We start from the raw sequence: 25,155 nt of genomic DNA on the forward strand, positions 1-25,155 counted from the left end.
CGTGTATGACGATTCATCCGACGGTCTCTTATCTCTTAAAGCGCCTGGCACAAGCGGTACCCACTTGCCTTTTGATTGTGCTGTTGTCGTTTGTGTTGCTGCAGGTGGCCCCTGGCGATATGGCCGATGTGGTGGCTGCTGAGTCGGGCGCCAGTACGCAGGAGTACATGGACGAGTTGCGTCAGTTGTACGGTTTGGATGTACCTGCGCATCAGCAATTTTTCAATTACCTGCGCAATCTTGCGCGTTTGGATTTGGGCTACTCACACCGTGAGAACGAGCCGATTGCGCAACTGATCTTGGATCGGGTGCCTGCCACATTGACATTGGCACTGTTTAGCACGGCATTTGCTGCGGTGTTTGGCGTGTTGTTGGGGGTCCTGGCGGCGAAGTACCGTGGCACTTGGTTGGACACGGCGATCTCGACCATTTCCAGTATTGGATTTGCCACGCCCATGTTTTGGGTGGGGCTGATGCTGATTGTGGTGTTCTCCATCCACTTGCGCTGGTTTTCAGTCGGGGGCATGTCTACCGTGGGGCGTGAGTACGCCGGCTGGTTCGACTACGCCCGCGATGTGGCGCGCCATGTGGTTTTGCCGGGCTTGTCGCTAGGCTTTTTCTACATGTCCATTTACGTGCGCACCACGCGTTCGGCCATGTTGGAAGTGTATGGACACGATTTTGTGCGCACAGCCCGCGCCAAAGGGGTGGGCGAGAGACGTATTTTGTTTCGTCATATTTTGCGCAATGCCTTGCTGCCGATTGTCACGCTCACAGGCGTTGAGATTGGCGGAATTCTTGGCGGCACGGTTGTGATTGAGACCGTATTCAGTTGGCCTGGCATTGGGCGTTTGGCTTATGACGCCGTGCTGGCGCGAGATTTAAACCTGTTGTTGGGAATTTTCCTGTGCAGCTCCGCCTTGGTGGTGATTACCAATTTGGTGGTGGATCTGATTTATGTCCTGATCGATCCGCGCATTGAGGTGGCCAAATGAACCGCTTTCAATTGATTCTCCGGCGCGTGGCCGGTTCGCATGCCTTGCTCGTGGGGGTGACCTTGTTTGGGGTGATTGTGGCGTGTGCAGTTCTGGCGGGGTTTGTCTATCCCGATGATCCGCGCAACATGGTTGGGCGCGCCAATGTATGGCCAGGCAGCGACCCTAGGTTTCCACTCGGCACAGATATGTTGGGGCGTGATTTAACCGCTGCGACGATGCATGCTGCGCGTATCTCTTTGCTGGTGGGTGTCTTGTCCACATTGATCTCTGCCGTGCTGGGCATTTTGATCGGGGCGACTGCGGGCTACTTTGGCGGCTGGGTGGATGACCTGCTCATGCGCTTCACGGAGATTTTCCTCACGATGCCGCGCCTGTTGCTCACCATCGCCATGGTCGTGGTGTTGGGGCCTTCCACCGGTAGTGTGGTGCTGGCCTTGGGGTTGACTTCATGGCCCACGATGGCCCGGCTCGTGCGCGCTGAAGCGTTGCGGGTGCGCCAGCTCGACTTTGTTCATGCCGCGACGACGTTTGGCATGGGGCACCTGCGCATCATCTTGCGCTACGTCTTACCGCACACGATGTCGCCGGCAGTGATTGCCTGCTCCGTCTTGATTGCACAAGCCATCCTGGCCGAAGCCTCCTTGTCGTTCTTGGGCTTGGGCGATCCCAGCGTGATGTCCTGGGGTGGCATGGTCGGCGCAGGGCGTTCGGTCTTGCGCACGGCTTGGTATATGACCTTGATTCCAGGCCTGGCCATTGTTGCCAGTGTGATGGCTTTCATGCTGTTGGGCAATGGCCTCAACGATGTGTTGAACCCCAAAAGTGAGGTGCGGTGATGGCGCTATTGGATGTATCGAATCTTCGGGTGCGCTTTCGCGCTGGACGTGGCTTTGTCACTGCAGTCGATGGTGTGTCATTTCAACTGCAAGAGCGTGAGACCTTGGCGATCGTGGGTGAGTCAGGGTGCGGCAAGTCCGTGGCGGCAATGGCGCTGACACGCTTGTTGCCTGCCAGTACCACACAGGTCGAGGGGCAGGTCCACTTGCAGTCTCGGGAGTTGTTGGGTTTGCCTGAACGCCAGATGCGTCACGTCCGTGGGCGCCAAATTGCGACCGTGTTTCAAGACCCTAGTGCATCGTTCAATCCCGTCTTGACGGTGGGCGAGCAAATCGTGGAGGCCATCCGCATGCATGAATCGGTCAGCCATCGGGTGGCTTGGCAGCGTGCAACGGAGTTGTTGGAGTTGGTCAGCATTCCCGAGCCCGGACACCGCATGGCTGAGTATCCGCACCGGTTTTCTGGCGGAATGCGCCAACGTGCCGCTATTGCAATGGCCTTGGCCGCGCAGCCCAAAATCTTGATTGCAGATGAACCGACCACGGCATTGGATGTGACCATTCAAGCGCAAATCCTCGCGTTGCTCAAGCGCTTGCAGCGCGAGTTGGGCATGGGGCTTCTTCTGATTACACACGACTTGGGCGTGGTGGCTGAAACTGCCGATCGCGTCATGATCATGTACGCCGGGCGCAAGGTGGAAGAGCAGCCGGTGCGGCATCTGTTTGACCAGCCCCAGCACCCCTATACCCGTAAGCTCATGGGGGCGCGGCCCCGTATGGACTTGGATTGGCCTAGACCGCGGCCGCTGTTGCCAGAAATCCCCGGCATGGTGCCGCCATTGCATGCAATCGCGGCCCAAGGCTGTACGTTTGCCACACGTTGCCACTTGGCGACGGACCATTGCCGGGCCCAAAGCCCCCCGTTGACTTTTGTACCTTCTGATGCGCGCGGCGCTGGTGCTTTGGTGGCGTGCTGGGATGCCATGCAGCCTGCTGCAGCAGTTGCGCATGAGAAAGCGCCACACCACTATTTGCAGGAGTTGGCCGCATGAGCAAACTCCTTGAAGTGCGCGATTTGCGTGTGCGTTATCGCACCCGGCGTGGCTTGCTGCATGCTGTGGATGGGGTGAATCTGGACTTGGCTGTGGGGGAGACTCTCGGGCTGGTGGGGGAGTCGGGCTGTGGAAAATCGTCCTTGGCCAAAGCCATTATGCGATTGGTCGAGCCTGAGGCGGGGCACATTCGTTTGAATGGCCATGACATTACCCACCTCAAACCTGCTCGGCTGCGGCCATATCGCAAGCAGTTCCAGATGGTGTTTCAAAACCCGTCTGATTCGCTTGATGGCCGTCAACGGGTTGGCGATTTGATTGCCGAGCCGTTGGCTTTGCATCGCGTGGGCCATCGCTCTGAGCGCAAGCAGGCGGTATTGGCACTGATGGAGCAAGTGGGGCTGCACGCCAGTGCGTACGACCGCTTCCCTCATGAATTTTCTGGTGGCCAGCGCCAACGCATTGCGATTGCCCGTGCACTGGCGCTGGAGCCTGCGTTGATTGTTTGCGATGAACCCGTGTCCGCATTGGATGTGTCATTGCAAGCGCAGATTTTGAATCTGCTTTCGCGCTTGCAGCAAGAGCGGGGCGTGTCCTATCTGTTTGTCAGCCATGACCTTTCGGTGGTCAAGTATCTGGCCGATCGAATTGCCGTGATGTACCTGGGGCAGATTGTGGAATACGCCATCGCTGCAGCGCTGTGGAATGCACCGGCCCACCCTTACACACAGGCCTTGATTGCGGCTGTCCCTCAAACCGATCCGCACAACCACCGGATTGAAAACAAACCCATTTTGTCAGGCGAATTGCCTGACCCCTATGCACCGCCAGAAGGCTGTCGCTTTCATGGCCGTTGCCCGAAAGCGCAAGCCGTGTGCAGCACGCAAGCGCCCAAGCTTGAGCGCATTGCGCCAGGGCACCAAGTGGCTTGCCATTTCCCCACGGCTGTAGAACAACCGCAGCCTGTTTTCTTGAACCTAGAACGTCCATTGACGACGCATTGAGAACCTCAAAATGAACTTTAACTTCACACCTGAGCAGCAACGCATCTATGACCTTGTGGGGGAGCTGGGACGCAGTGTGTTTGCCCCCCGTGCGGCGCAAACAGCCCAAGAAGCCCGTACCCCGGTAGAGAACCTCAAAGCGTTGCAAGACGCCAAGGTCACCCCCGCAACCGTGAGTGTGGAACGAGGGGGCCTGGGCGGCGGTGCCGCAGGCACGGACCCATTGATTTCATTGCTGGCCGTGGAGCAAACGGCACGCTATTGCCTGTCGACTGCGCAATGCCTGCACATTCACTTCAATGCCACGCACCGAATGGAGATTCTGGCGAACGAGGACCAGCTCGAACGCATCATCAAACCCGTGGTGGAGGAAGCCGCCTTGCTCAACTCCACAGGCAGTGAACCAGGGCGCACGGCACGCGGCTTGTACAACCTACAAACCTCGGCCCGTCGTGTGGATGGGGGCTATGTTCTCAATGGGGTGAAGAACTACGCCACCATCGCCGATGTGGTGAGCTTCAATATTCTGTACGCCATTATTGAAGGCCAAGAAGGGAACCCCGAGGGGCATTTGGGGGTGGCCATTCCACAAGGGGCCGAAGGGCTGGAGATTGTGGAAGGTTCGTGGGACCCATTGGGAATGCGTGGCGCCTTCAGCCCGCACGTCAAACTGACGGAATGCTTTGTGCCCGATCACAACGTGGTGGGCGCACCAGGCACGGTGCCAAAAGGCAAGTGGCAGGCCAAATCGCATTTGAGCTTTGCCGCGCAGTATGTAGGTGCATCGGAAGGGATTTTTGAGTTCTTGGTCGATTATTTGCCCAAGCGTGGCACCGCTGGGGACAGCTATGCCCAGCTGCGTTTAGGCCAAATCCGCATTGCGATTGATGCTGCCCGTTTGATGCTCTACAAAGGTGCATGGTTGTGGCGCAATGCCCCAGTCGAAGTGGCTGAGCGTTTTGCCATGAATGCCAAATACCAAGCTTTAGAGGTGGCCGAGCAAGTGGCAACCAAAGGGGCGCAAATTGCTGGCTCCACCGCTTTTGCGACGGACACCCCGATCTCCCGCATCGTGCGCGATTTGCGTGTGCAAACCCTGCATGAAAACATCGACAAGACCGCTGCAACGATTGGCAAGTTCCACCTGGGACAAGCCTACGATGTGACTGCTCGTCTTTGATGGTTTAACCCCTCGCACAGGTGAACAACATGGTTGTGAATGAGCCACTGAACAGGGATTGGCCGTTTGCCACACTGCAAGATGCGGTGCGGCAAGCGCATGCACGTTTGCCTGCGACTACGTGGGCGCATTTGAGTGGAGGGGCAGAAACAGAGAGCACTTTGCGTCGCAACCGCCAAGCGCTGGATGCGTTGGGATTGGTGCCCCGTGTACTGCAGGACATGACAGATGTGGATGTGTCGGGTCGTTGGATGGGGCATGCCACTGCATTGCCGGTTTTTTTAGCCGGTATTGGGTCATTGCGGCGCTTGCACCCGGAAGGCGTGACTGCCATGGCTTTGGCAGCAGCACAGCACGGTGTGGCATTTGGGGTCAGCTCAAGCGAGCCTGAGGAGCTTGAGACGGTCGCTGCGGCTGCGCCTGACGCGGTGCGCTATTACCAGCTGTATGTTGATGGTGACGATACATGGCTTGACGAGGTGTTGGGGCGCGTAGTTGCTAACGGGTATACGGGGTTGGCGGTGACGGTGGACTCCGCCGTATATGGCCATCGGGAGCGTGAGATTGTGTTGCGCGGCAGTGACTCGCGCCGACGTGATGCCACCACCCGTCCGCACCGGGCAGGGCTGACTTGGCAGCGCATTGAATGGTTGCGTGCGCGTTGTAACTTGCCCTTGATTCTTAAGGGCATTGGGTCCCCGCATGACGCACAGCATGCCTGCGCACTAGGGGTGGATGCGGTCTACCTTTCTAACCACGGAGGGCGACAGCTCGACCATGCGTTGGGGACGGCTGAGTTGTTGCCAGAGATTGTGGAGGTTGTGGGTGGGCGCGCTGAGGTTCTGGTCGATGGGGGCTTTTATCGCGGCACCGATGTACTGAAAGCGCTGGCGCTGGGCGCGAGTGCCGTGGGGCTCGGTCGCTTGTATGCCTGGGGCTTGGCGGCAGCGGGCGCTGCTGGAGTCGCACGCGTTTTGGCGCTGTTGGAGCGGGAGATTCACATCTCACTGTCCTTGCTGGGGTGTCGAACTTTTAGCGATTTGACCCCTGACCATGTGCGGCGCCTAGCGCCACTGCAAGGGCTGCCAGTTGGTTTTGGCCATGTCCCCAGCGGATGGAACAGTGCCTTTCCTTTACTGGCCGATGCGAGCCGCAGCGGCCATGGCTTTCCCCATTTCGAGCTCTAAATTGAAACCATAGGACACGTTATGACATTGAATTATTTGTACCGTTTGGCGGCTGCGTTGGCGCTGGCTGCATTCAGCCATGCGGTGGTGGCACAGGAGCCGCAACGTGGCGGCACGCTGTATGTGGCCTTGCATCCTGAACCGACGGTTCTCAATGTCAGCTACCACGCCCAATATGCCAACTCGACGGTGTCGTCGAACGTCTTCGAATCGCTGTTTGTGTATGGCGATGACCAGCAGCCCAAACCGGTATTGGCCGAATCGTGGGAGCTGGCTCCAGACGGTTTGAGTTTGACCTTCCATTTGCGCAAAGATGTGAAGTGGCACGATGGCCAGCCTTTCACATCCGAGGATGTGAAATACAGCGCTTTGAACATTTGGAAGAAACTGCATTCACGTGGGCGTGTGACGTTTGCGCCTTTGCTGGATGTTGAAACGCCCGATGCACATACCGCCATCTTTCGGTTGGAGCGTCCAGCATTGGTGATTTTGAGCGCGTTGAATGCGGCGGAATCGCAAATTTTCCCCGCGCATTTGTATGCCGGAACGGATGTGCGCACCAACCCCTACAACAGCAAACCCGTGGGCACAGGGCCCTTTCGGTTCAAGAAGTGGGAGAAGGGCCAATACATTGAGCTCGAACGCAACCCCGATTATTGGGAGACTGGCAAGCCGTATCTGGATCGGGTGATTTTCCGCACGATTCCGGATGCCGCTGCGCGTGAGGCGGCATTGGAGACGGGGGAGGTGCATGTCGTGCCATTCTCGGGAATCCCCTTCTCGGATGTGGAGCGCATCAAGCAGAACAAGTCGCTTCGCGTCACCACCAATGGTTACGCCTACAACGCGCAGATTTACTATTTTGAAATCAACACCCGAAAAGGGCCATTGGCCCATTTGAAAGTACGGCAGGCCTTTGCCCATGCGTTTGATAAGCAAGCCTTGGTCGATACGGTTTTTTACGGGCTGAGCCAAACGGCCGACAGCATCATCCCGCAAGACGCCACGCGCTATTACCTCAAGGATGGACTGCCACGTTACGACTTTGACCCAGCGAAAGCCGAGCGGTTGCTGGACGAGGCTGGCTTCCCACGCAAAGAGAATGGGGTGCGCTTCAGTCTCACCATCAACCTTTCGCCATCGTCTGATCGCTTTCCTTTTGCGGCTGAGTTGTTGCGCCAGAATTTGAAGCGGGTTGGTGTGGATCTGCAGCCCATCACATCGGATGTCGCCACTTATTTGCGCACCGTGTATACCGACTACCAATTCGATAGCCTGTTCCAGCCCTACGCGACGATGTTGGACCCAGAGATGGGGCTGACCCGCCTGTTTTGGACGCCCGCCGCCCAGCCTGGTGTGCCGTATTCCGGTGCCTCTGGCTATTCCGACCCCGCCACCGATAGGTTGGTTGAGCAATACCAAAAAGAAGTCGATCCAGACAAGCGAGCAGGCTATTTCCATGATTTGCAGCGCAATGTGTTGTCGCAATTGCCGGTGATTCCTTTGATGGAGGCGCCCTTCTTTACGGTCTACAACACCCGCTTGCACGGTTTGGATGAGCGGCCTGATGGATCACGCTCTGCTTACACCAATGCTTGGTTAGCGCCGTGATGGCATAGGCAATTACCGCCGCCCAACGCATTCTCTCGACTATCTATTTTTCTTGCTTCACGCCCCTTGGTGGGCTGAGGTTTCCCTGTTCACGCCCATTCAACCATGACCATGAAGAACTCTTCTCTACGCCAATGGATTCCTGCCATCGCGTTGGCACTTGTTGCCAACGCAGGCCTTGCTGCAGAACCGCAAAAAGGCGGCACTCTTTTTGTCGCCCTGAACCCTGAGCCCACCGTGCTCAATATCAGCTACCACAATCAATACGCGAATGCGGTTGTCTCCTCCAACATTTACGAAGGTTTGGTGGTGTATGACGAAAACCAGCAGCCGCAACCTGCACTGGCCACCGCGTGGGAGGTGGCGCCTGATGGCCTGAGCATCACTTTTCGGTTACGCCAAGGCGTGAAGTGGCATGACGGCACGTCCTTTACTTCTGCCGATGTGAAGTTCAGTGCGTTGGAGATTTGGAAGAAGCTGCACCCGCGTGGCCGTGTGACTTTTGCGCCGCTCAAAGACGTAGAAACGCCTGATGCGCACACCGTCGTTTTTCGACTAGAACATCCGGCTTTGGTGATCCTGAGTGCGTTGAATACGGCAGAAGCCCAGGTGCTGCCAGCGCACCTGTATGAAGGCACCGATGTGCGCACCAACCCGTACAACAACAAGCCGGTGGGGACGGGGCCATTTCGCTTCAAGAAGTGGGAAAAAGGCCAGTTTGTGGAGTTGGAGCGCAATCCCGATTATTGGGATGCCGGTAAGCCGCATTTGGATCGCCTGATCTTCCGCACGATTCCTGATGCAGCGGCGCGGGGTGCCGCATTGGAAACGGGTGAGGTGCAAGTAGTGCCGTTTGCGGGGGTGCCATTCTCCGATGTGCAACGCTTGCGGGACAACAAAGAGCTGGCATTCACGAAGAAGGGGTACGAGTACAACTCTCAAATCTACTATTTGGAATTCAACATCCGCAATGCACCGCTGAGCAATGTGAAGGTGCGCCAAGCACTGGCCCATGCGATCAATAAGCAAGGCTTGGCTGAGACGATTTTCTATGGCGTCACGGAGGCGGCAGACAGCCCCATTCCAAAGTCGTTGACGCGTTTTTACGCGCAAGACATTCCACGGTATGACTACGACTTGAAAAAGGCCGAAGCCCTGCTTGATGAGGCGGGTTACCCACGCCAGGCCAATGGCAAGCGCTTTGCCATCAGCATCAATTTATCGCCATCGTCTGAGCGCTTTCCTTTTGCGGGCGAGTCGTTACGGCAAGACTTCAGCCGTATCGGGGTGGAACTAAACCCCATTGCACTGGATGTGGCCTCGTACCTCAAAGCGGTCTATACGGATTACAAGTTTGACAGCCTGATTCAGGGCTACTCCACGCTGATGGATCCGCAAATGGGCTTGACGCGTTTGTTCTGGTCCAAAGCGGCCAAGCCTGGGGTCTCGTATGCGAATGCCACTGGCTACGCCAATGCAGAAACCGACCAAATCATTGAGGCGTACCAGCGTGAGGCGGACCCTGCAAAACGGGTGGAGCAATTCCATGCGTTGCAACGCCAGATCTTGACTGACTTGCCGGCGATTCCGTTGGTCGATGCGCCGTTCTTCACCATCTACAACAAGAAGCTGCATGGGCTTGATGAGCGCCCTGATGCGTCGCGCTCCAGCTATGCCGACGCTTGGTTGGCGAAGTAAGACGATGGCCCACGACTGACCCCACACAACATACCAATCACAAAGGAAACGACACCATGTCTGATACAGCAGGCGCACAATTTTCCCCTCAGGAATGGGAAACCCGCACCGAATTGGCAGCGGCCTACCGCTTGGTAGACAACTTAGGCTGGACCGACTTGCTCGCCAGCCACCTTTCGGCAGTGGTGCCTGGGGATGAAGACCACTTCCTCATCAATCGTTATGGGTTAGCGTTTGATGAGATCACCGCCTCAAACCTGGTACGTGTGGCGTTGGATGGCTCGACGATTGACCCCAAAAACCGCATCATTGGGACGGGAGCGTTTGCTATTCATAGTGCGGTGCATGCAGCGCACCCGCATCTCAAAGCGGCCTTCCATTTGCACACCCGTGAAACGGTGGCCATTGCCAGTCAAAAAGGCGGTTTGCTGCCACTGACGCAAATGGCGTTGTCGGTCTTCCCCTTTGTTCGTTATCACGAGTTCACTGGCTTTTCTGACGTGGAAGAGCGCGAAGAAATTGTGCAAAGCCTTGGGGATGGGCGCGTGCTCATTATGCGCAACCACGGCGTGTTGGTGGCAGGGGAAACGGTGGGTGAGGCCTTTGGTTTTGCATGGCGCATTCAACGGGCATGCGTGATGCAGTTGGCTGCGCAAATTGGCACCCACAGTGCGGAGCTCAACACGCTTTCCGATGAGGTGCGTGACCGCGCGATTTCGCAGGTTGCAAAAATCGTCTCTAAAGATGGTTGGAACCGCATTGGCAAGCACGACTGGGCCGCTTTGGTGCGCCGCATTGACCGTGCCGCACCGGAATACCGCACATGAGCGAGGCGCCTCTGTCGACCCGACGCCAAATGCGTTTAGGCGCATTTGTGCAGGAACTCGGTCACCACATCGCGGCATGGCGGCGCGACGATGCCACCCACCACGGCTATGACCTGCAGCACTACGTAGAAATTGCGCGCATTGCCGAGCGTGGTCGCTTCGATATGCTGTTTTTTGGCGATAGTCTCGGGTTTCAATACCCAGAAGATGAAGCCTTGGGCCGCACCTCGCGCGTGCTGCGCCCCGACCCTTTAACCGTGCTGGCTGCCTTGGTGCCGGTAACGCAGCACATTGGTTTGGTCGCTACCGCCTCAACCAGCTTTATCCCGCCTTACCTGTTGGCAAGGCAGTTTGCTACGTTGGATCACCTCAGTGGGGGCCGTGCGGGCTGGAATATCGTGACCTCCACCTCTGATACGGAGGCGTGGAACATGGGCTTGGCTGGTTTGCCAGAGCATGATGAACGCTACCGCATTGCAGAAGAGTTCATGCAAGTGGCCAAAGGCCTGTGGGACAGCTGGGAAGACGATGCATTTGTGGCTGACAAGGCCACTGGCCGTTATTTTGACCCTGCAAAGCTGCATGTGCTGGGCCACGAAGGCCATTATTTCCGCTCGCGTGGGCCACTCAATGCACCCCGACCTGTGCAAGGCTATCCCGTGTTGATTCAAGCGGGCTCCTCTTCCGCAGGTGGGCAGTTTGCTGCGCGCCACGCAGAGGTGATTTTTGCAGCCCAACAATCCATAGAGCATGCGCGTCAATTTCTGGCGGAAACCCGCGTGCGGGTGGCTGCAGTCGGGCGTGATCCTGCACAAGTGCTGGTGATGCCTGGGGTCATGCCCGTGGTTGGCCAAAGCCGCGCTCACGCACAAGAGCGGGTGGAGCAACAGCAGGCTCTGATTCAGGACGACATTGGCTGGGCTTTGCTCAAGCGGCACATTGGTGGGTTTGATTTGTCGCATCTGCCTGCCGATGCGCCTGTGCCAGAGTTACCGCCCACACAAGGCAATTTGAGCCGTCAGCGCTTGTTGCTGGAAGCCGCACGGGCTGAAGGCTTGACGGTGGGGCAGTTGTTCCGCCGCGTGGCTGGCACGCGGGGCCATTGGTTGGTGGCGGGGACGGCACAGGACGTGGCTGATGAATTGCAAGCGCACTTTGAGGCTGAGGCCGCTGATGGCTTCAACATCATGGCGCCGTGGCTGCCAGGCAGTTTGAGCGATTTTGTGGAAGGGGTCGTACCGGTGCTGCAGCAGCGCGGCTTATTCAGAACGCAATACACCCACACCAGTTTACGAGGACACCTGGGCTTGTCGCGGCCAGCACACCCATCGCCTCGTCCCTTCTCCCAACGCAGCGCACAAGCGGCTGCATGACTGATGAAATGATTGATATGTCCGAAGACAACTCCTTTGATGACACGACGGGTGCCGCGTTGGTGTCCGCCCAAGACTTGCACGCCTGGTTGCAAGATGGTGCGGAGCTGGCGCTGGTCGATGTGAGTGAGGCGGGGCAGTATGGCGAAGGCCATTTGTTGTTGGCCGCCAATATTCCCTTTAGTGAGCTGGAGCCTCAGATCATTCAACGTGTGCCACGGCGCTCCACCAGAGTGGTATTGGTTGGTGCCGTGGCAGTTGTGCACCGGGCTGCCCAGCGCCTGCGCAGTTTGGGCTACACCCATTTGCATGTATTGGATGGGGGCCTTGCAGCTTGGGCTGCAGCGGGCTACCCCGTCTTCAAAGGGATTTATGTGCCCAGCAAAGCATTTGCTGAGTGCGTAGAACTTACCCGGCATACACCCACGCTGGAGCCGCAGGCACTGCAGCAATTGCTGCAGCAAGGCGACGATGTGGTGGTGTTAGACAGCCGCACCGCTAAAGAATACGCACGCTTTCATGTGCCGGGTGCCATCAGTTGCCCAGGCTCAGAACTCTTGTACCGTTTGGCCACCTTGGTGCCCTCGCGCAATACCCACGTGGTCATCAGCTGTGCAGGGCGCACGCGCGGCATCATGGGGGGGCAGACGTTGATTGACGCGCAAGTGCCTTATCGCGTTTCTGTCTTATCAGGGGGTACGCAAGGATGGAAGCTGGCAGGATTTGGGGTTGAGCAATCTGCCGCAGAACCACTGCCTCAGCCTGAGGCAGTGGAGGCTGAGACGGCCTTGAGCCGCGCGCAGGTGTTGACACAGTCGCTTGCCATTCCTGTGGTGGGCCGCCACGATTTGGCGCAATGGCAGGCCGATGACCACCGTACCACCTTTCTGGTGGATGTGCGTGACCCGCAAGAGGCCAAAGCCCGCCCTGTACCCGGCGCCATTGCTGTTGCCGGTGTGCAGTTGTTGCAAACCACAGATACCCACGTGAGTGTGCATGGCGCGCGCATTGTGCTGGCCGATGACCAAGGCGTGCGTGCCCATACCACAGCGTATTGGTTGCACCAACAAGGCTGGAGTGTTGCAGTGCTGGCTGCCGGAGATACGTTTGTGGCGTCACCGGCGCCCTTGGCGACTGACAAGGACAGCGTGCAGGCGCAGCGGCAAGCGCTGTTGCGTGGCACACCCGTGCTCACGCTGGAGGAGGTCGCACAGGCGATACGTGCAGGCGCGGCCGTTGTTTCGGTGCAGCCCAGCGAGGTATTTGTGCAAGGGGCTGTAGCAGGGGCCGTGTGGTCACACCGGGCCGCTATTGCGGAGGGTGCGGTGGATGCGGTGGAGCCGAAAGACAACGGCGTGCGTTTGGTCATTGCCTCTGATGCGGTGGTCGGCGCGTTGGCGGCGCAAGAGTGGCAAGCGCGCGTTGCATCAGCCCAGCCTGTGGCTGTTGGGGTATTGAATCTAGGCGATTGGGAGACTTTGGCGCAATGGGGTTTGGTGGTGGATCCCAACGCACCGACCTTGCAGCCAGAGCAACGGGTGGACTTTTTGTATTGGTTGCATGATCGCCATACTGGAAATGCGCAGGCATCGCGCCAGTACCTGCAATGGGAAGCGCAATTGCCTGCACAAATCGGGCATTGGCCCGATGCGCACTTCCGTATTGCGCAGGTTCAGGGGGGATGAGATGCCTCATGTTCTGAGCCAACCGCAGAGGTTATGGGAGGCATCACGATGCAAGTGATTGCCCCCCGCACGGTACCGAAGATGCCGGGCTTCGATGCCCTGATTGACACCATGGTTGCGCTGCAATGCGATGACCTGCCTGCCGGTGCAGTTACTAGCGCCAAATACTCTCTGCTCGATACCTTGGCTGTGGCATTGGCGGGCAGAGCGGCTGCCGGAATGCACGGTGTGCGCGCTTTGGCGTTGGAGGAGGGCGGTGCGGCTCAGGCCAGTCTATGGGGCGAAGGCACCGCAGTCCCTGTATCGAATGCGGCGTTTTATAACGCGGCCATTGCTTCTGCGCTCGACTTCGATTCGCTCAGTCCCCACGTTGGGCATATGGATGCGACGATTATTCCCGCTGCCTTGGCGGCAGCGCAATGGCGCAATTGCAGTGGTGCAGAGTTTCTTGCCGCGTTTGTTGCGGGGGCGGAGCTAGGTTACCGGTTGGGGCGCGCCACATTGAATACCCGTGGGTGGTATCGCGTGTCACTTTACGGTGTGTTTGGGGCGACAGTGGCTGCAGGCAAGCTGGCCGGGTTGACGTCGGAGCAACTCAAGTCCGCACTGGGTCTGGCATTGCTGCAAGCGGCAGGCACGCTGCAAAACCATACAGAGCGAACCTTAGGAAAGCGGTTGATGGCTGCATTCGCCGCTAAAGCAGGGGTACAAGCTGTGCGGTTGGCAATGCAAGGCATTACCGGGCCGGCCCAATCGCTGGACGGCAAGTACGGCCTGTTTGCCATGTACGAGGAGGCGGACTTGAGCCATGTGGCCGCTGACTATGGGCAGGTCTTTCTCAATCAAGACACCACATATAAAAAATTCCCCACCTGTGGCTGCACGCATGCGGCTTTGGAGGCAGCGCTGACCGTCGTGCACCGGCACGACATTGCGGTTGACCAAGTGGCTGCGATCGATGTCGTGCTCACCCCCTATATGCACCAGCTGGTGGGCTACCCCTTTGAGGCCGGTGGTGATGTGGAGGTGATTGGGCAGTTTTGTGCGCAATATGCCGTCGCCAGTGCGCTTGTCCATCGCCGCTATACCCCGGCGGAATTGACGCGCGATGTAGTGCTTTCAGAGCGCGTTGCCGAGATTGTCGCCAAAACACAGGTGCGGGTCGATCCCACCTTGACCAGCATGCATGCACCGGCTGAGGTGCGGGTTGTCTTGCATACAGGCCAGCAGTACGCCGTGCGTATTGAGCAGTTACCCGATTTGGCTGCCGGGGAGAGTGGCTACCTTGCCTTAAAGGACAAGGCCAGAGGCTGCATGAGTGCGGGACCTCAAGCACTGTCACACAGTGCCCAAGAGGCGTTGATTGACCGCATTGAGACGATTGAGACGAGGCCAGAAATGGCAGATTTTTTAATGCATTTGTGGTGACAACTTGAGGCCTTGATGGCGTCGAGGTCGCATTCATTTTGAAAGGTGGATTTGATGTTTGGGATGAACAATACAGAGAAGGCCAGTCGCCCGCGCCCGGCTATGGCGCGTGCAGTAAAAGGGGGCGGTGTGCGGGCTGCGTGGTGTGCGGCTTTGGCAGTGGGCCTCTTTGCTTGCAGCCATGCGTTTGCACAAACGGTTGCGCAAACAGCGGTTGAAAAACCGGTGTATGGCGGCACGCTGTATGCCGCTATCAGCCCGGACCCGGCGCAGTTGAACTCCGCCTTTCACAACCAGTATGCCAACGCAGCAGTCTCTACCAATGTGCTGGAAGGCTTAGTCAGTTATGACCAGAACTTGCAGCCTATTGCTTCTTTGGCGACGGCGTGGACTGTTTCTGACGATGGCCTCACGCTGACCTTCAAATTGCGTGAGGGGGTGACGTGGCACGATGGCGAGCCCTTTACGGCAGCCGATGTGAAGTTCAATGTTTTGGAGATTTGGAAGAAGCTGCATCCCCGCGGGCGTACAACGTTTGCGGCAGTGCAAGAGGTGCGAACGCCAGATGCCCATACGGTGGTGCTTCAACTCAGCAGGCCTAGTCCGGCCATCTTGAGTGCATTGCACGCGGGGGAGTCGCAAGTGCTGCCCAAGCATTTGTATGAGGGCACGGACATTCGCAACAATCCCTATAACGCCAAGCCCGTTGGCACAGGCCCTTTTGTCTTCAAACAATGGGTGAAAGGGGAGTTTGTCGAGCTGGTGAAAAACCCGAATTACTGGGACAGTGGCAAGCCGTACCTGGATCGGTTGATTTTTCGCAGCCTACCCGATCCCGCTTCACGCGCAGCGGCGCTGGAGACAGGAGAGATTCAGTACTTGCCTTATTCGGGCGTGCCGTTCTCTGATGTAGAACGCTTGCGCAAAAACAAAGAGATTGCATTGGATGAGCGTGGCTATTCAGGCAATTCGCAGATCTATTATTTGAAGTTGAATGTGCGCAATCCGATATTGGCTGATTTGCGTGTGCGCCAAGCCATTTCTTTTGCGATTGATAGAAAAGGGCTGCTCGATTCCGTCTGGCATGGCATTGGCAGCGTAGCGGATGGCCCGATCCCCCCCGTTTTGGCGAAGTTCTACACCGCAGACAAACCCACGTACCCACTGGACTTGGCCAAAGCCGAGCAGTTGTTGGATGCGGCAGGCTACCCTAGAGGCAGTGATGGGAGTCGCTTCTCCGTCGATATTGATCTCTCTCCCAGTGCCGATTCATTTGGTTTGGCTGGCGAATACATTCGCCAGAATTTGGCGCGTGTCGGCATCAAAGCCACCACGCACAACTATGCCCAAGCGGTGTACATCAAGAAAATCTGGACGGACTACAACTTCGACATCATCTTGAATGGCTTCTCTACGCTGATGGACCCGTCAATGGGCCTGTCTGCTCTGTATTGGTCGAAGTCCGCCTCGCCTGGCGTGCCGTATATCACTGCGTCTGGCTATGTGAATCCAGAGCTGGACGCCATCATTGAGAACTTTCAGAAGGAACACAACGAGCCCAAACGCATTGCCTATTTCCATGAGTTTCAGCGCATTGCGATGCGTGATTTGCCGATGATTCCGATCGTGAACTCACCGTACTTCACGTTGTACAGCACCAAAGTGCATGGGTTGGATTTCAACCCTAATGGGGCCCGCTCGTCGCTGGGGAATGTGTGGCTGTCGCCATAAATGACGGGGTGCGCATGTGCGCAAGGCCGCTCTTCCTCTTCCTTTAAAGAAAGCATGACTGATGACTGAACAATCGCAAACACTGCCGACTCTTTCGCGTATTCGACTGGCACCGAATGGCCCTGTTTTTGACCTCCCCATCTTGGTCGCGCTAGAGCATGGCCTCTTTGCGCGCGAAGGTTTAGATGTGCAGTTCGTTGAACACTACGACCCGAGCATCTCCTCTGCACAGGTGTTTGAACGACAGAAAGAATCCTTGTTTGAGCAAGGCAAAGCCGATGCGTACAACCTGTGCGAATGGGCTGGTTTGGACCGGTCTGAACACAGCCAACGTGGTAGCAAAGTGCAGGCCTTGCGGCCAGCAGTGGCTGCGCAGGCGATTCTGTCGTTTGACCGTGCATTGCAAGAACCGCGTGATTTGGCTGGCGTTCCCGTTGGGGTCAATAACCGCACCGGCTCGCACTACACCGCGTTGCAATTATTGGGCGGTGCACTTGCAAAAGAAGAGGTTAATTTGGTGCATGCAGGTTCACCGCTTGGGCGTTATGAAGCGTTGAAATCGGGCCAGTTGCGTGCAGCTGCGCTGATGGAGCCTTACATCAGCTTGGCCTTGAAGGAAGGTGCGCACATCATTGCGGTGAACTTCTATCGCGGTGCCGAGGTGATTTCACCCGATTTATCCGAGGCAGCAAGGCAAGCGTATCTGCGCGTACTGAATGAGGCGGCAGACCTGATTACGGCTGATTTCTCCAAGTACAAGCATTACATTGTGGCACCCGTGAAAGAGTGGCTGTCTGCGGACGAGCTGCACAATCATTTTGTGCACTATGCCCATGCCAAACCGCTGGAGGCTGAGCGGTTTGATGGAACCTACGCTTTCATGCGCAACTGGAGCTTGACGGCTGGCGCGCATACGTACAAGGATTTGGTCGCACAGTGAATGAAGACCCACTCACAAAAGCAAGGAAAAGGCGTAGTGTGATATGAGAATTTTGGTTTTTGGCGCCGGTGCGATTGGTTGCCATTTAACTGCCCGACTCATTAAAGCGGGAGCGGACGTGCATTTGATTGCACGGGGGCAGCAATTGGATGCCATTACAGATCGTGGCCTGCGTTTGATCGGGCCACAAGAAGACTTCACCGTGCCGGTGCGTGCGTACCCGAGTACGGCAGGGCTTGGCCAGTTCGATCTTGTGATTACCGCAGTCAAGGCATACAGCTTGCCTCATATCGTCAACGACTTACTGCCAGTGTTGGGGGCGCATACACAAGTGGCCAGCGCAGTGAATGGGGTGCCGTGGTGGTACTTCGCTGGGCAGAAAGGGGTCTTCGGCAATCAACCGGTGAAGAGGGTCGATCCTGGTGGGGGCCTTTTCCACCGTGTGGGTGCAGACAGGGCTTTGGGGTGCGTGGTCTTGTCGGCCAATGAGCTGGTGGCACCTGGCGTCGTGCAAAACCGCTCCAGTAGCAATTCATTTGTGTTGGGGCCCGCGCTAGAAGGCTTGGCGGTGCCTGCACAGGCTTCCCAATTGGCCCATTGGTTGCCCTCTGTCACTGTCAGTGAGCATATTCGAGCAGCGGTTTGGCATAAGCTGTTGCTGAATATGGGCTCCTCACTATTGGGGTGCTTGACGCATTCGACGGGCAGTCAGGTGGCACAGTCCCCGGCTTTACTCGGCGTTTTTGAGGCAGTCATGTCAGAAGGGTCTCGTGTCGCGGCTGCGGTGGGGGTTCAAGTTCCCCCAGACCTTGAGAGCCGATTGGCCCGCATGCGCAGCAATCACCATCGATGCTCAATGCTGCAAGACCTTGAGGCTGGTCGCCCATTGGAATTGGACAGCCAACTCTTAGCAGTACAGGACATTGCGAGAGCATATGGTGTGTCTACCACCACGATCGATACCTTAGTGGCGCTTTTGCAGTTCAAAGCTGCTGCGGAAACAAACTAACGTCCCTTTTGCGCGGGCATGCGAACTGTGCTTCATCTTTGGGCATGGTCTATCAGCAGGCTTGCCTGGCTATTGGGGGCCGCAGGCCGAAATGTGATGTGGCAAAACATTTGCAAAAACCTCTTGAATCTGTTTTGAGTGACGAGAGGCTTTGTTTCACAAATGCTCGCAGCTAAGCGATGGAATTGCAGCGTGAGTGAATCGACTTGGGGCAAGAAAGCCTACCGTACCGCGAACAGGAAAGAATACAACGCATCGCATAAGATCCGAGGGAGTCTGAATCACCCCGGGTTTTGAGGAGGCTCAACACTCTGAGAGGATTGAGCCATGAAGAAATCAAACAAGTTTTCACCCGAGGTGCGTGAGCGCGCAGTGAGGATGGTGCAAGAACATCGCGGGGAATACCCGTCGTTGTGGACGGCTATCGAGTCCATTACTCCCAAGATTGGCTGTGTGCTGCAGCACCTTAAATGAATGGGTCAAGCGTTCCGAGGTCAATACGGGTGTGCGCGAAGGCATCACATCCAGTGAACTCCAGCGGATGAAGGAACTTGAGCGTGAGGTCAAGGAACTGCGCCGCGCCAATGAGATATTGAAGCTGGCCAGTGCGTTTTTCGCCCAGGCGGAGCAGGGCCGCCGATTGAAGTCATGAGGGACTTCATCAACCAGCATCGCGATGCCTATGGGGTCGAGCCGCTCTGCAAAGTCCTGCAGATCGCCCCTTCGGCATATCGCAGGCATGCGGCGCTGCAACGCGAACCCCACAAACGCTGTGCTCGGGCTGTGCGTGATGATGTGCTGTGCCCGGAGATTAAACGGGTCTGGCAAGCAAATATGCAGGTCTACGGTGCAGACAAGGTGTGGCGGCAGTTCGCTCGTGAGGACGTGACAGTGGCTCGTTGCACAGTCGAGCGGCTGATGCGCAAGCTGGGGCTGCTTGGGGCCATACGCGGCAAGGTAGTACAGCACAACTGTCAGTGACGGCAAAGCGCCATGTCCGCTGGACCGAGTCAACCGCCAGTTCCGAGCCGAACGACCGAACCAGTTGTGGGTCAGCGACTTCACCTACGTTTCAACCTGGCAAGGCCGGTTGTACGTGGCCTTTGTTATTGACGTGTTTGCCAGGCGCATCGTGGGCTGGCGGGTGAGTAGCTCAATGCGCACAGACTTCGTGCTCGATGCCTTGGAGCAAGCTCTGTACGCAAGGCAGCCTAAACGCGATGGAAGTCTGATATGCCACAGCGACCGTGGGTCGCAATACGTCAGCATTCGGTATTCTGAGCGACTAGCTGAAGCGGGCATTGAGTCTTCCGTGGGCAGCAAAGGAGACAGCTACGACAACGCCCTGGCCGAAACCATTAACGGTCTCTACAAGGCCGAGTTAATCCATCGCCGTGCGCCATGGAAAATAAAGGACGCTGTGGAGCTTGCAACGCTCGAATGGGTGTCATGGTTTAATCACCATCGCCTGTTTGAACCCATCGGGTACATTCCGCCAGCAGAAGCTGAGGAAAACTACTACCGCCAACTCGCTAACCAGGCCGCTGCTGTGGTGACCTGACTTAAACCAACATGCCTCCTCGAAACCCGGGGCGATTCAATTCCATGAGGCTCAATAATGTCTTGGAAATTCTGGTCGATTCATACAAATCAACACGCGTAGGCTTAGTGCGGTAGCGAACACCGCGCAACTCGTCTTCAATCACTGCGAACTTCTCTGGGCTTATGTCGCTGTCGTATTTCTTTCTCATCACCCATGAATTCTCGCCTCAAAACAGCATGAGCATACGCTTACAAAGATCGTAAACACGTTCTTAGGAGGGGCTCCAAGGTCTGGCGATAAGGTCTACTAAGCAGCTCGCCAACAACTAGCAAAACTGCGGTAGAGCCAGGTCAAGGCAATTGAAATGCCAACCAACCAGTACGACCATCGCATGCTCACATCAGGTTGCTTGAGATGGTTTAGCAGCGTTCAAGCATGGCTTTATGCCAGCTGGAGGCCCCAAACACTTCACCAGAATTTCCACCAACTAGCGCGTTTTGCGGAATTGGTACCCTCAGTACCCTCTGGGAACGAGGCTTGAATCACGCGGCGTGTATCGTCGCGCAAATCCGTCATGCCCAACTGGTCGTAGGAACGCTCAAGAATTTGCAAGGCTTCTGCCAGAGCCGGGGCCTCTTTGTAGTCCTGAATGGCAATTTGCGCGCGATTGATAGCGGCCACGTAGGCTCCGCGCGAATAGTAATAGCGCGCCACATGCACTTCGTATGCAGCAAGCGCATTGACAATGTAGATCATGCGCTGGTGTGCATCCGCTGCATACCGTGATTCAGGAAACCGCTCCACCAATTCTTTGAATGACTCAAACGATTCCTTGGCTGCACGCTGGTCTCGCTCAGACAAGTCTTGGCGTTGCAGCCACGAGAAGAGCCCTAGGTTGTCATTGAAATTAATGATGCCTTTGAGGTACAGCGCGTAATCAACGGCGGAACTGGCTGGATGCAGCATGATGAAGCGATCCAGCGTGGCAATGGCTTTGGCCGGTTCACCATCTTTATATTGTGCATAGGCTTTTTCCAGCTGCGCTTGTTGGGCAAGTGGGGTGCCTGCTGCACGGCCTTCAAGACGCTCAAAAAGTGGCACAGCCTTCTCATAGTTGGCCGAACTGGCTTCACTACGGGCTTCGTTATAGAGCTGATCAGGTGTCCAGTTGGCGGTGCGGTCTTCTTGCGTACTAGAGCAAGCAGCCAGAAAAGCTGCGGAGGCCATGACAGCCCAGAGGTGGCGTTTTGAAGAGTTCATGCGTGCACTATTGAAGGCGCTGAGCCTATCCAGTAAAACAACTGAGAGGCATTGTAATGGGGCGCGGTGCAACTGGATGCAGACACAGCATTTTGTAGGCAGGGGAATGCGTAGGTTTTTGTCAATTTGCACACCCTCTTACTTACAGGGAATGGGCAGGGCGCCTAGAATCGCCCCCTATGTTTGTACATTTGCGCCTGCACACTGAATTTTCCGTTGTTGACGGAACCACCCGCATCGGGGATGTGGTCTCTAAAGCTGCCAAAGACGGTCAGCCCGCCTTAGCTGTGACCGATTTGAACAACATGTTCGGGGCCCTCAAGCTCTATACAAAAGCACGGGGCAAAGGGGTTAAACCAATCTTGGGCGCGGAAGTCAGTGTGGCGGGCGCAGCAGGGGAAGCCAGCTCTCGCATACTGCTTTTGGTGCAAAACTGGGAGGGCTACCTTAGCCTGAATGCCTTGCTTGCTCTGGCTTGGACTGATAACAGCCGCGAATGGGGTGAAGCCAAAGTGAGCCTTGCGCAACTGGAGCAGTACAACGAAGGCTTAATCGCGCTTTCAGGCGCCCATCAAGGCGCTATTGGGCAAAGCTTGCTGCGCGGGGATTTTCCTCAGGCGTTTGAGCGGGCAATGGAATTGGCTCGCATTTTTCCGCAGCGTTTTTATATTGAAGTGCAACGAGCGGGGCGCAAAGAGGACGAGGCGCATGTCGCACAAGCGGTACAGCTGGCCAGCAAAGCAGGGTTACCGATCGTTGCGACGCACCCTGTGCAGTTTTTAACGCCAGATGATTTTGATTCGCACGAAGCACGCGTGTGTATTTCTGAAGGGGAAATTCTCGCTGACCAGAAGCGGCCGCGCCGTTTTACACGCGAGCAGTACTTCAAAAGCACGGCGCAAATGCAGGCTTTGTTTGCCGACATACCTGCTGCTTTGGACAATACCGTTGAGATTGCCAAACGCTGCAACATCAGTTTAGTGCTGGGCAAACCGCAATTGCCGAACTTTCCTATCCCAGACGGGCTGACCATCGAAGAGTATTTCCGCAAGGTGTCGTTCGAAGGGCTGGAAGACCGGTTGCACTTGCTGTTTCCTGATGAAAGTAAGCGCGATGCGGAGCGCCCGCGCTATGTGGAGCGTTTGGAGTTTGAGCTTTCCACGATTTTGAAGATGGGCTTTCCAGGCTACTTCCTGATCGTGTCGGACTTTATTCAGTGGGCCAAAGAAAATGGTTGTCCAGTAGGGCCAGGCCGTGGTTCTGGCGCTGGCTCATTGGTGGCATATGTATTGTTGATTACGGATTTGGACCCGCTGCAGTACAACTTGCTGTTTGAGCGTTTTTTGAATCCTGAGCGGGTCTCCATGCCCGACTTTGATATTGATTTTTGCCAATCCAACCGCGATCGGGTGATTGAGTACGTCAAACAAAAGTATGGCCGCGACGCGGTCAGCCAGATTGCCACTTTCGGATCGATGGCTGCGCGCGCTGCGATTCGTGACGTTGGCCGCGTGATGGACATGGGTTACGGATTTTGCGACGGCATCAGTAAATTGATTCCGAACAAGCCGGGCAAACCAGTCACCATCCAGTATCCGCCGCCAGACCTGTCTGAAGCAGACAAAGAAAAATACGCCATTGCGGCCGAACCCTTGCTCGCAGCGCGGATTGAAAATGAAGAAGAAGTCAAAGCGCTGGTGGAAATGGCGCAAAAACTCGAAGGCTTGACCCGCAACATCGGTATGCACGCTGGGGGCGTTTTGATTGCGCCTGGCAAGCTGACAGATTTTTGCCCTTTGTACCAACAACCCGGTAGTGAGTCTGCCGTTAGCCAATTCGACAAAGACGATGTGGAAGCTATCGGCCTAGTGAAATTCGACTTCTTGGGTTTGGCCACATTGACGATTCTGGAGTTGGCCCGGCAATTCATTGTGGCGCGCCACCCGGGGCAAAAACACTTCGCATTTGAAAAACTGCCGCTCGACGACTGGCCCACATACAAACTGTTCCAAGACGGTAAAACTGAGGCTGTGTTCCAGTTTGAAAGTCGCGGCATGCAAGGCATGTTGAAAGAGGCCAAACCCAGTCGCCTAGAAGACTTGATCGCCTTGAACGCGCTGTACCGCCCTGGGCCTATGGATCTGATCCCTTCCTTCGTGAACCGCAAGCACGGCAAAGAAGATGTGGAGTATCCTCACCCATTGGTGGAGCCTGTTTTGTCTGAAACCTACGGCATCATGGTGTACCAAGAGCAGGTGATGCAGACCGCGCAGATTCTCGGCGGCTATTCACTCGGTGGCGCTGACTTGCTGCGGCGGGCCATGGGAAAGAAAAAAGCCGAGGAGATGGCCAAACACCGCCTGATCTTCCGCGAGGGGGCAGCTAAAAACAATATTGAAGAAGCCAAAGCAGACGAAATTTTTGATCTGATGGAGAAGTTCGCGGGCTATGGCTTCAACAAGTCCCATGCGGCCGCATACTCTTTGCTGGCCTACCACACCGCGTGGTTGAAGGTGCATTACACGGCGGAGTTTTTCTGCGCCAACATGACCATCGAAATGGATGACACTGACAAGCTCAAGGTGCTCCTGGAAGATGCGCAGAAATTCGGCATTCGGTTTGACCCGCCTGACGTCAACCACGGCGCCTACCGCTTTGAGCCTATTGGTGACAAACAAATTCGCTATGGACTTGGTGCGGTCAAAGGCACAGGGCAAGCTGCCATTGAGGCCATTGTTGCGGCACGTGAGGGCAAAGGCGAGGGTGATAAAGGCAAGGAAGTTGGCCCGTTCAAGAGTTTGTTTGATTTTTGTTTGCGTGTGGATAAGCACAAAATCAACAAACGCACGGTGGATGCCTTGATCAGGGCAGGGGCGTTTGACACTATTGACCCCAATCGGGCGGCATTGTCTGCCACTTTGGATACCGCATTTGAATGGGCCGCAACCCAACTGGCCAACGCAAACCAGGGCGGTTTGTTTGACATGCTCGGTGACGATGCTGTTGGTGCCAGTACACAAGAGCCGGAGATGGCAGCGGTAATGCCGTGGGGCATTCGCGAACAATTGCTCAATGAAAAAGCGGCACTGGGTTTCTTCCTGTCAGGTCATTTGTTCGATGAGTACGAAGCTGAAGTGCGCCAGTTTGCGAAAGTCCCCATTGCTGATTTGGAAGATACTCGCGATACACAGCGCGTGACAGGCATTATCAGTGGTGTGCGCTCTGTCAATGGCCAGCGTGGCAAGATCCATATCTTCACGCTTGATGACAAGAGTGGCAGTATTGAGGCGACCTTGGATGATGCCATGATGACCGCTTGCGCTGACCGCATCAAAGACGATGAACTGGTCGTGCTGAATGTGCGTTACCAGCCTGGGCGCAATGGTTTTGAGCCGCGTCTGAATGTGCAAGAAGTACTGAATCTGCCCGCAGCGCGCTGCGCGTTTGGCCGTTGGCTGATGCTGGACTGGAGCGCTTTGGATGCCTCGCACAATGCCCAGCACAGCTTGCAGCAACTCCAGCAGTGGCTAGACGGCAATCGCCCTCCAGCGCCCCCTGAGCCTGCTGACAATGCGTACGAAGACGAGGGGGCGCCGATAAAAAAAACGGGCGTCCGTTTACGCATACGAATGAGTTGCCAAGCCGCCCCAGGGAGCGCCTCTGTCGACATGCTCATGCCCCAAAACCAAGCCATTTTCCCCAGCGATGAGGCACTGCACGCACTGCGCGTTGTGAATGGCGGTGGTGGCGTCAAAATGGTGTATTCCTGAGTAGTTTCACTGCATTTTTATTT

Annotated in this window: 18 protein-coding genes, 1 pseudogene and 1 other annotated feature; of the genes and pseudogenes, 17 read left to right on the forward strand and 2 right to left on the reverse strand. The window is 56.3% G+C overall.

Annotated features, from left to right (window positions below; genetic code table 11):
• The first annotated feature begins 5 nt into the window (after positions 1–5).
• The 16 genes and pseudogenes from E9531_RS14940 to E9531_RS15015 all read left to right on the forward strand — a co-directional run bounded on the left by E9531_RS14940 (position 6) and on the right by E9531_RS15015 (position 20,120).
• A complete protein-coding gene (locus tag E9531_RS14940; protein ID WP_136574573.1) occupies positions 6–995 on the forward strand; it encodes an ABC transporter permease in 990 nt (329 codons plus the stop codon).
• Positions 992–1,834 (forward strand): ABC transporter permease, encoded by an 843-nt coding sequence (locus E9531_RS14945; RefSeq protein ID WP_136574574.1) that lies wholly within the window; start codon positions 992–994, stop codon positions 1,832–1,834. Before E9531_RS14940 ends, E9531_RS14945 begins: the two co-directional genes overlap by 4 nt.
• Positions 1,834–2,886: an ABC transporter ATP-binding protein gene (locus tag E9531_RS14950; protein ID WP_136574575.1), complete on the forward strand. Its 1,053-nt coding sequence runs from the start codon at positions 1,834–1,836 to the stop codon at positions 2,884–2,886. The genes E9531_RS14945 and E9531_RS14950 overlap by 1 nt, the downstream gene beginning before the upstream one ends.
• On the forward strand, positions 2,883–3,890 hold the full coding sequence (locus E9531_RS14955; protein ID WP_136574576.1) for an ABC transporter ATP-binding protein: 1,008 nt from the start codon (positions 2,883–2,885) through the stop codon (positions 3,888–3,890). The genes E9531_RS14950 and E9531_RS14955 overlap by 4 nt, the downstream gene beginning before the upstream one ends.
• A gap of 10 nt (positions 3,891–3,900) precedes the next feature.
• Positions 3,901–5,070, forward strand: a complete 1,170-nt coding sequence (locus E9531_RS14960; protein WP_136574577.1) for an acyl-CoA dehydrogenase family protein — start codon at positions 3,901–3,903, stop codon at positions 5,068–5,070.
• A gap of 29 nt (positions 5,071–5,099) precedes the next feature.
• Positions 5,100–6,257: an alpha-hydroxy acid oxidase gene (locus E9531_RS14965; RefSeq protein ID WP_136574578.1), complete on the forward strand. Its 1,158-nt coding sequence runs from the start codon at positions 5,100–5,102 to the stop codon at positions 6,255–6,257.
• A gap of 21 nt (positions 6,258–6,278) precedes the next feature.
• Positions 6,279–7,868, forward strand: a complete 1,590-nt coding sequence (locus tag E9531_RS14970) for an ABC transporter substrate-binding protein (protein WP_136574579.1) — start codon at positions 6,279–6,281, stop codon at positions 7,866–7,868.
• 111 nt (positions 7,869–7,979) lie between these two features.
• Positions 7,980–9,566: an ABC transporter substrate-binding protein gene (locus E9531_RS14975; RefSeq protein WP_136574580.1), complete on the forward strand. Its 1,587-nt coding sequence runs from the start codon at positions 7,980–7,982 to the stop codon at positions 9,564–9,566.
• 56 nt (positions 9,567–9,622) lie between these two features.
• Positions 9,623–10,393 (forward strand): class II aldolase/adducin family protein, encoded by a 771-nt coding sequence (locus E9531_RS14980; protein WP_136574581.1) that lies wholly within the window; start codon positions 9,623–9,625, stop codon positions 10,391–10,393.
• A complete protein-coding gene (locus E9531_RS14985) occupies positions 10,390–11,766 on the forward strand; it encodes an LLM class flavin-dependent oxidoreductase (protein WP_136574582.1) in 1,377 nt (458 codons plus the stop codon). The genes E9531_RS14980 and E9531_RS14985 overlap by 4 nt, the downstream gene beginning before the upstream one ends.
• A complete protein-coding gene (locus tag E9531_RS14990) occupies positions 11,763–13,451 on the forward strand; it encodes a rhodanese-like domain-containing protein (protein ID WP_136574583.1) in 1,689 nt (562 codons plus the stop codon). The genes E9531_RS14985 and E9531_RS14990 overlap by 4 nt, the downstream gene beginning before the upstream one ends.
• A gap of 48 nt (positions 13,452–13,499) precedes the next feature.
• A complete protein-coding gene (locus E9531_RS14995) occupies positions 13,500–14,879 on the forward strand; it encodes an MmgE/PrpD family protein (protein ID WP_158291808.1) in 1,380 nt (459 codons plus the stop codon).
• A gap of 54 nt (positions 14,880–14,933) precedes the next feature.
• Positions 14,934–16,610: an ABC transporter substrate-binding protein gene (locus E9531_RS15000; RefSeq protein WP_136574585.1), complete on the forward strand. Its 1,677-nt coding sequence runs from the start codon at positions 14,934–14,936 to the stop codon at positions 16,608–16,610.
• A gap of 61 nt (positions 16,611–16,671) precedes the next feature.
• Complete coding sequence (locus tag E9531_RS15005) at positions 16,672–17,550, forward strand: ABC transporter substrate-binding protein (RefSeq protein ID WP_136574586.1); 879 nt, start codon at positions 16,672–16,674, stop codon at positions 17,548–17,550.
• A 43-nt stretch (positions 17,551–17,593) separates the two neighbouring features.
• A complete protein-coding gene (locus tag E9531_RS15010) occupies positions 17,594–18,559 on the forward strand; it encodes a ketopantoate reductase family protein (protein ID WP_136574587.1) in 966 nt (321 codons plus the stop codon).
• Positions 18,560–18,886: 327 nt separating this feature from the next.
• Positions 18,887–20,120, forward strand: a pseudogene (locus E9531_RS15015) (IS3 family transposase).
• Positions 19,166–19,282: a sequence feature (AL1L pseudoknot), on the forward strand. (Overlaps the previous pseudogene by 117 nt.)
• A gap of 1 nt (position 20,121) precedes the next feature.
• On the opposite strand, the gene E9531_RS17995 reads toward E9531_RS15015, so the two are convergent.
• Positions 20,122–20,310, reverse strand: coding sequence for a hypothetical protein (locus E9531_RS17995; protein WP_136574588.1), 189 nt, complete (start codon positions 20,308–20,310; stop codon positions 20,122–20,124).
• Between the two features lie 260 nt (positions 20,311–20,570).
• Positions 20,571–21,362, reverse strand: a complete 792-nt coding sequence (locus E9531_RS15025) for an outer membrane protein assembly factor BamD (protein ID WP_136574589.1) — start codon at positions 21,360–21,362, stop codon at positions 20,571–20,573.
• 179 nt (positions 21,363–21,541) lie between these two features.
• Here E9531_RS15025 and dnaE point away from each other — a divergent pair, with 179 nt between their 5' ends.
• Positions 21,542–25,132: a DNA polymerase III subunit alpha gene (gene dnaE, locus E9531_RS15030; RefSeq protein ID WP_136574590.1), complete on the forward strand. Its 3,591-nt coding sequence runs from the start codon at positions 21,542–21,544 to the stop codon at positions 25,130–25,132.
• Positions 25,133–25,155 lie beyond the last annotated feature (23 nt).

Origin of the sequence: Lampropedia puyangensis, assembly GCF_004833285.1 — a bacterium.
GTDB lineage: Bacteria > Pseudomonadota > Gammaproteobacteria > Burkholderiales > Burkholderiaceae_C > Lampropedia > Lampropedia puyangensis.

Bases quoted from the DNA above. Each gene is read 5' to 3' on its own strand.
- E9531_RS14940 (WP_136574573.1), top strand. From the start codon at position 6: ATGACGATTCATCCGACGGTCTCTTATCTCTTAAAGCGCCTGGCACAA.
- E9531_RS14945 (WP_136574574.1), top strand. From the start codon at position 992: ATGAACCGCTTTCAATTGATTCTCCGGCGCGTGGCCGGTTCGCATGCC.
- E9531_RS14950 (WP_136574575.1), top strand. From the start codon at position 1,834: ATGGCGCTATTGGATGTATCGAATCTTCGGGTGCGCTTTCGCGCTGGA.
- E9531_RS14955 (WP_136574576.1), top strand. From the start codon at position 2,883: ATGAGCAAACTCCTTGAAGTGCGCGATTTGCGTGTGCGTTATCGCACC.
- E9531_RS14960 (WP_136574577.1), top strand. From the start codon at position 3,901: ATGAACTTTAACTTCACACCTGAGCAGCAACGCATCTATGACCTTGTG.
- E9531_RS14965 (WP_136574578.1), top strand. From the start codon at position 5,100: ATGGTTGTGAATGAGCCACTGAACAGGGATTGGCCGTTTGCCACACTG.
- E9531_RS14970 (WP_136574579.1), top strand. From the start codon at position 6,279: ATGACATTGAATTATTTGTACCGTTTGGCGGCTGCGTTGGCGCTGGCT.
- E9531_RS14975 (WP_136574580.1), top strand. From the start codon at position 7,980: ATGAAGAACTCTTCTCTACGCCAATGGATTCCTGCCATCGCGTTGGCA.
- E9531_RS14980 (WP_136574581.1), top strand. From the start codon at position 9,623: ATGTCTGATACAGCAGGCGCACAATTTTCCCCTCAGGAATGGGAAACC.
- E9531_RS14985 (WP_136574582.1), top strand. From the start codon at position 10,390: ATGAGCGAGGCGCCTCTGTCGACCCGACGCCAAATGCGTTTAGGCGCA.
- E9531_RS14990 (WP_136574583.1), top strand. From the start codon at position 11,763: ATGACTGATGAAATGATTGATATGTCCGAAGACAACTCCTTTGATGAC.
- E9531_RS14995 (WP_158291808.1), top strand. From the start codon at position 13,500: ATGCAAGTGATTGCCCCCCGCACGGTACCGAAGATGCCGGGCTTCGAT.
- E9531_RS15000 (WP_136574585.1), top strand. From the start codon at position 14,934: ATGTTTGGGATGAACAATACAGAGAAGGCCAGTCGCCCGCGCCCGGCT.
- E9531_RS15005 (WP_136574586.1), top strand. From the start codon at position 16,672: ATGACTGAACAATCGCAAACACTGCCGACTCTTTCGCGTATTCGACTG.
- E9531_RS15010 (WP_136574587.1), top strand. From the start codon at position 17,594: ATGAGAATTTTGGTTTTTGGCGCCGGTGCGATTGGTTGCCATTTAACT.
- E9531_RS17995 (WP_136574588.1), bottom strand. From the start codon at position 20,310: ATGAGAAAGAAATACGACAGCGACATAAGCCCAGAGAAGTTCGCAGTG.
- E9531_RS15025 (WP_136574589.1), bottom strand. From the start codon at position 21,362: ATGAACTCTTCAAAACGCCACCTCTGGGCTGTCATGGCCTCCGCAGCT.
- dnaE (WP_136574590.1), top strand. From the start codon at position 21,542: ATGTTTGTACATTTGCGCCTGCACACTGAATTTTCCGTTGTTGACGGA.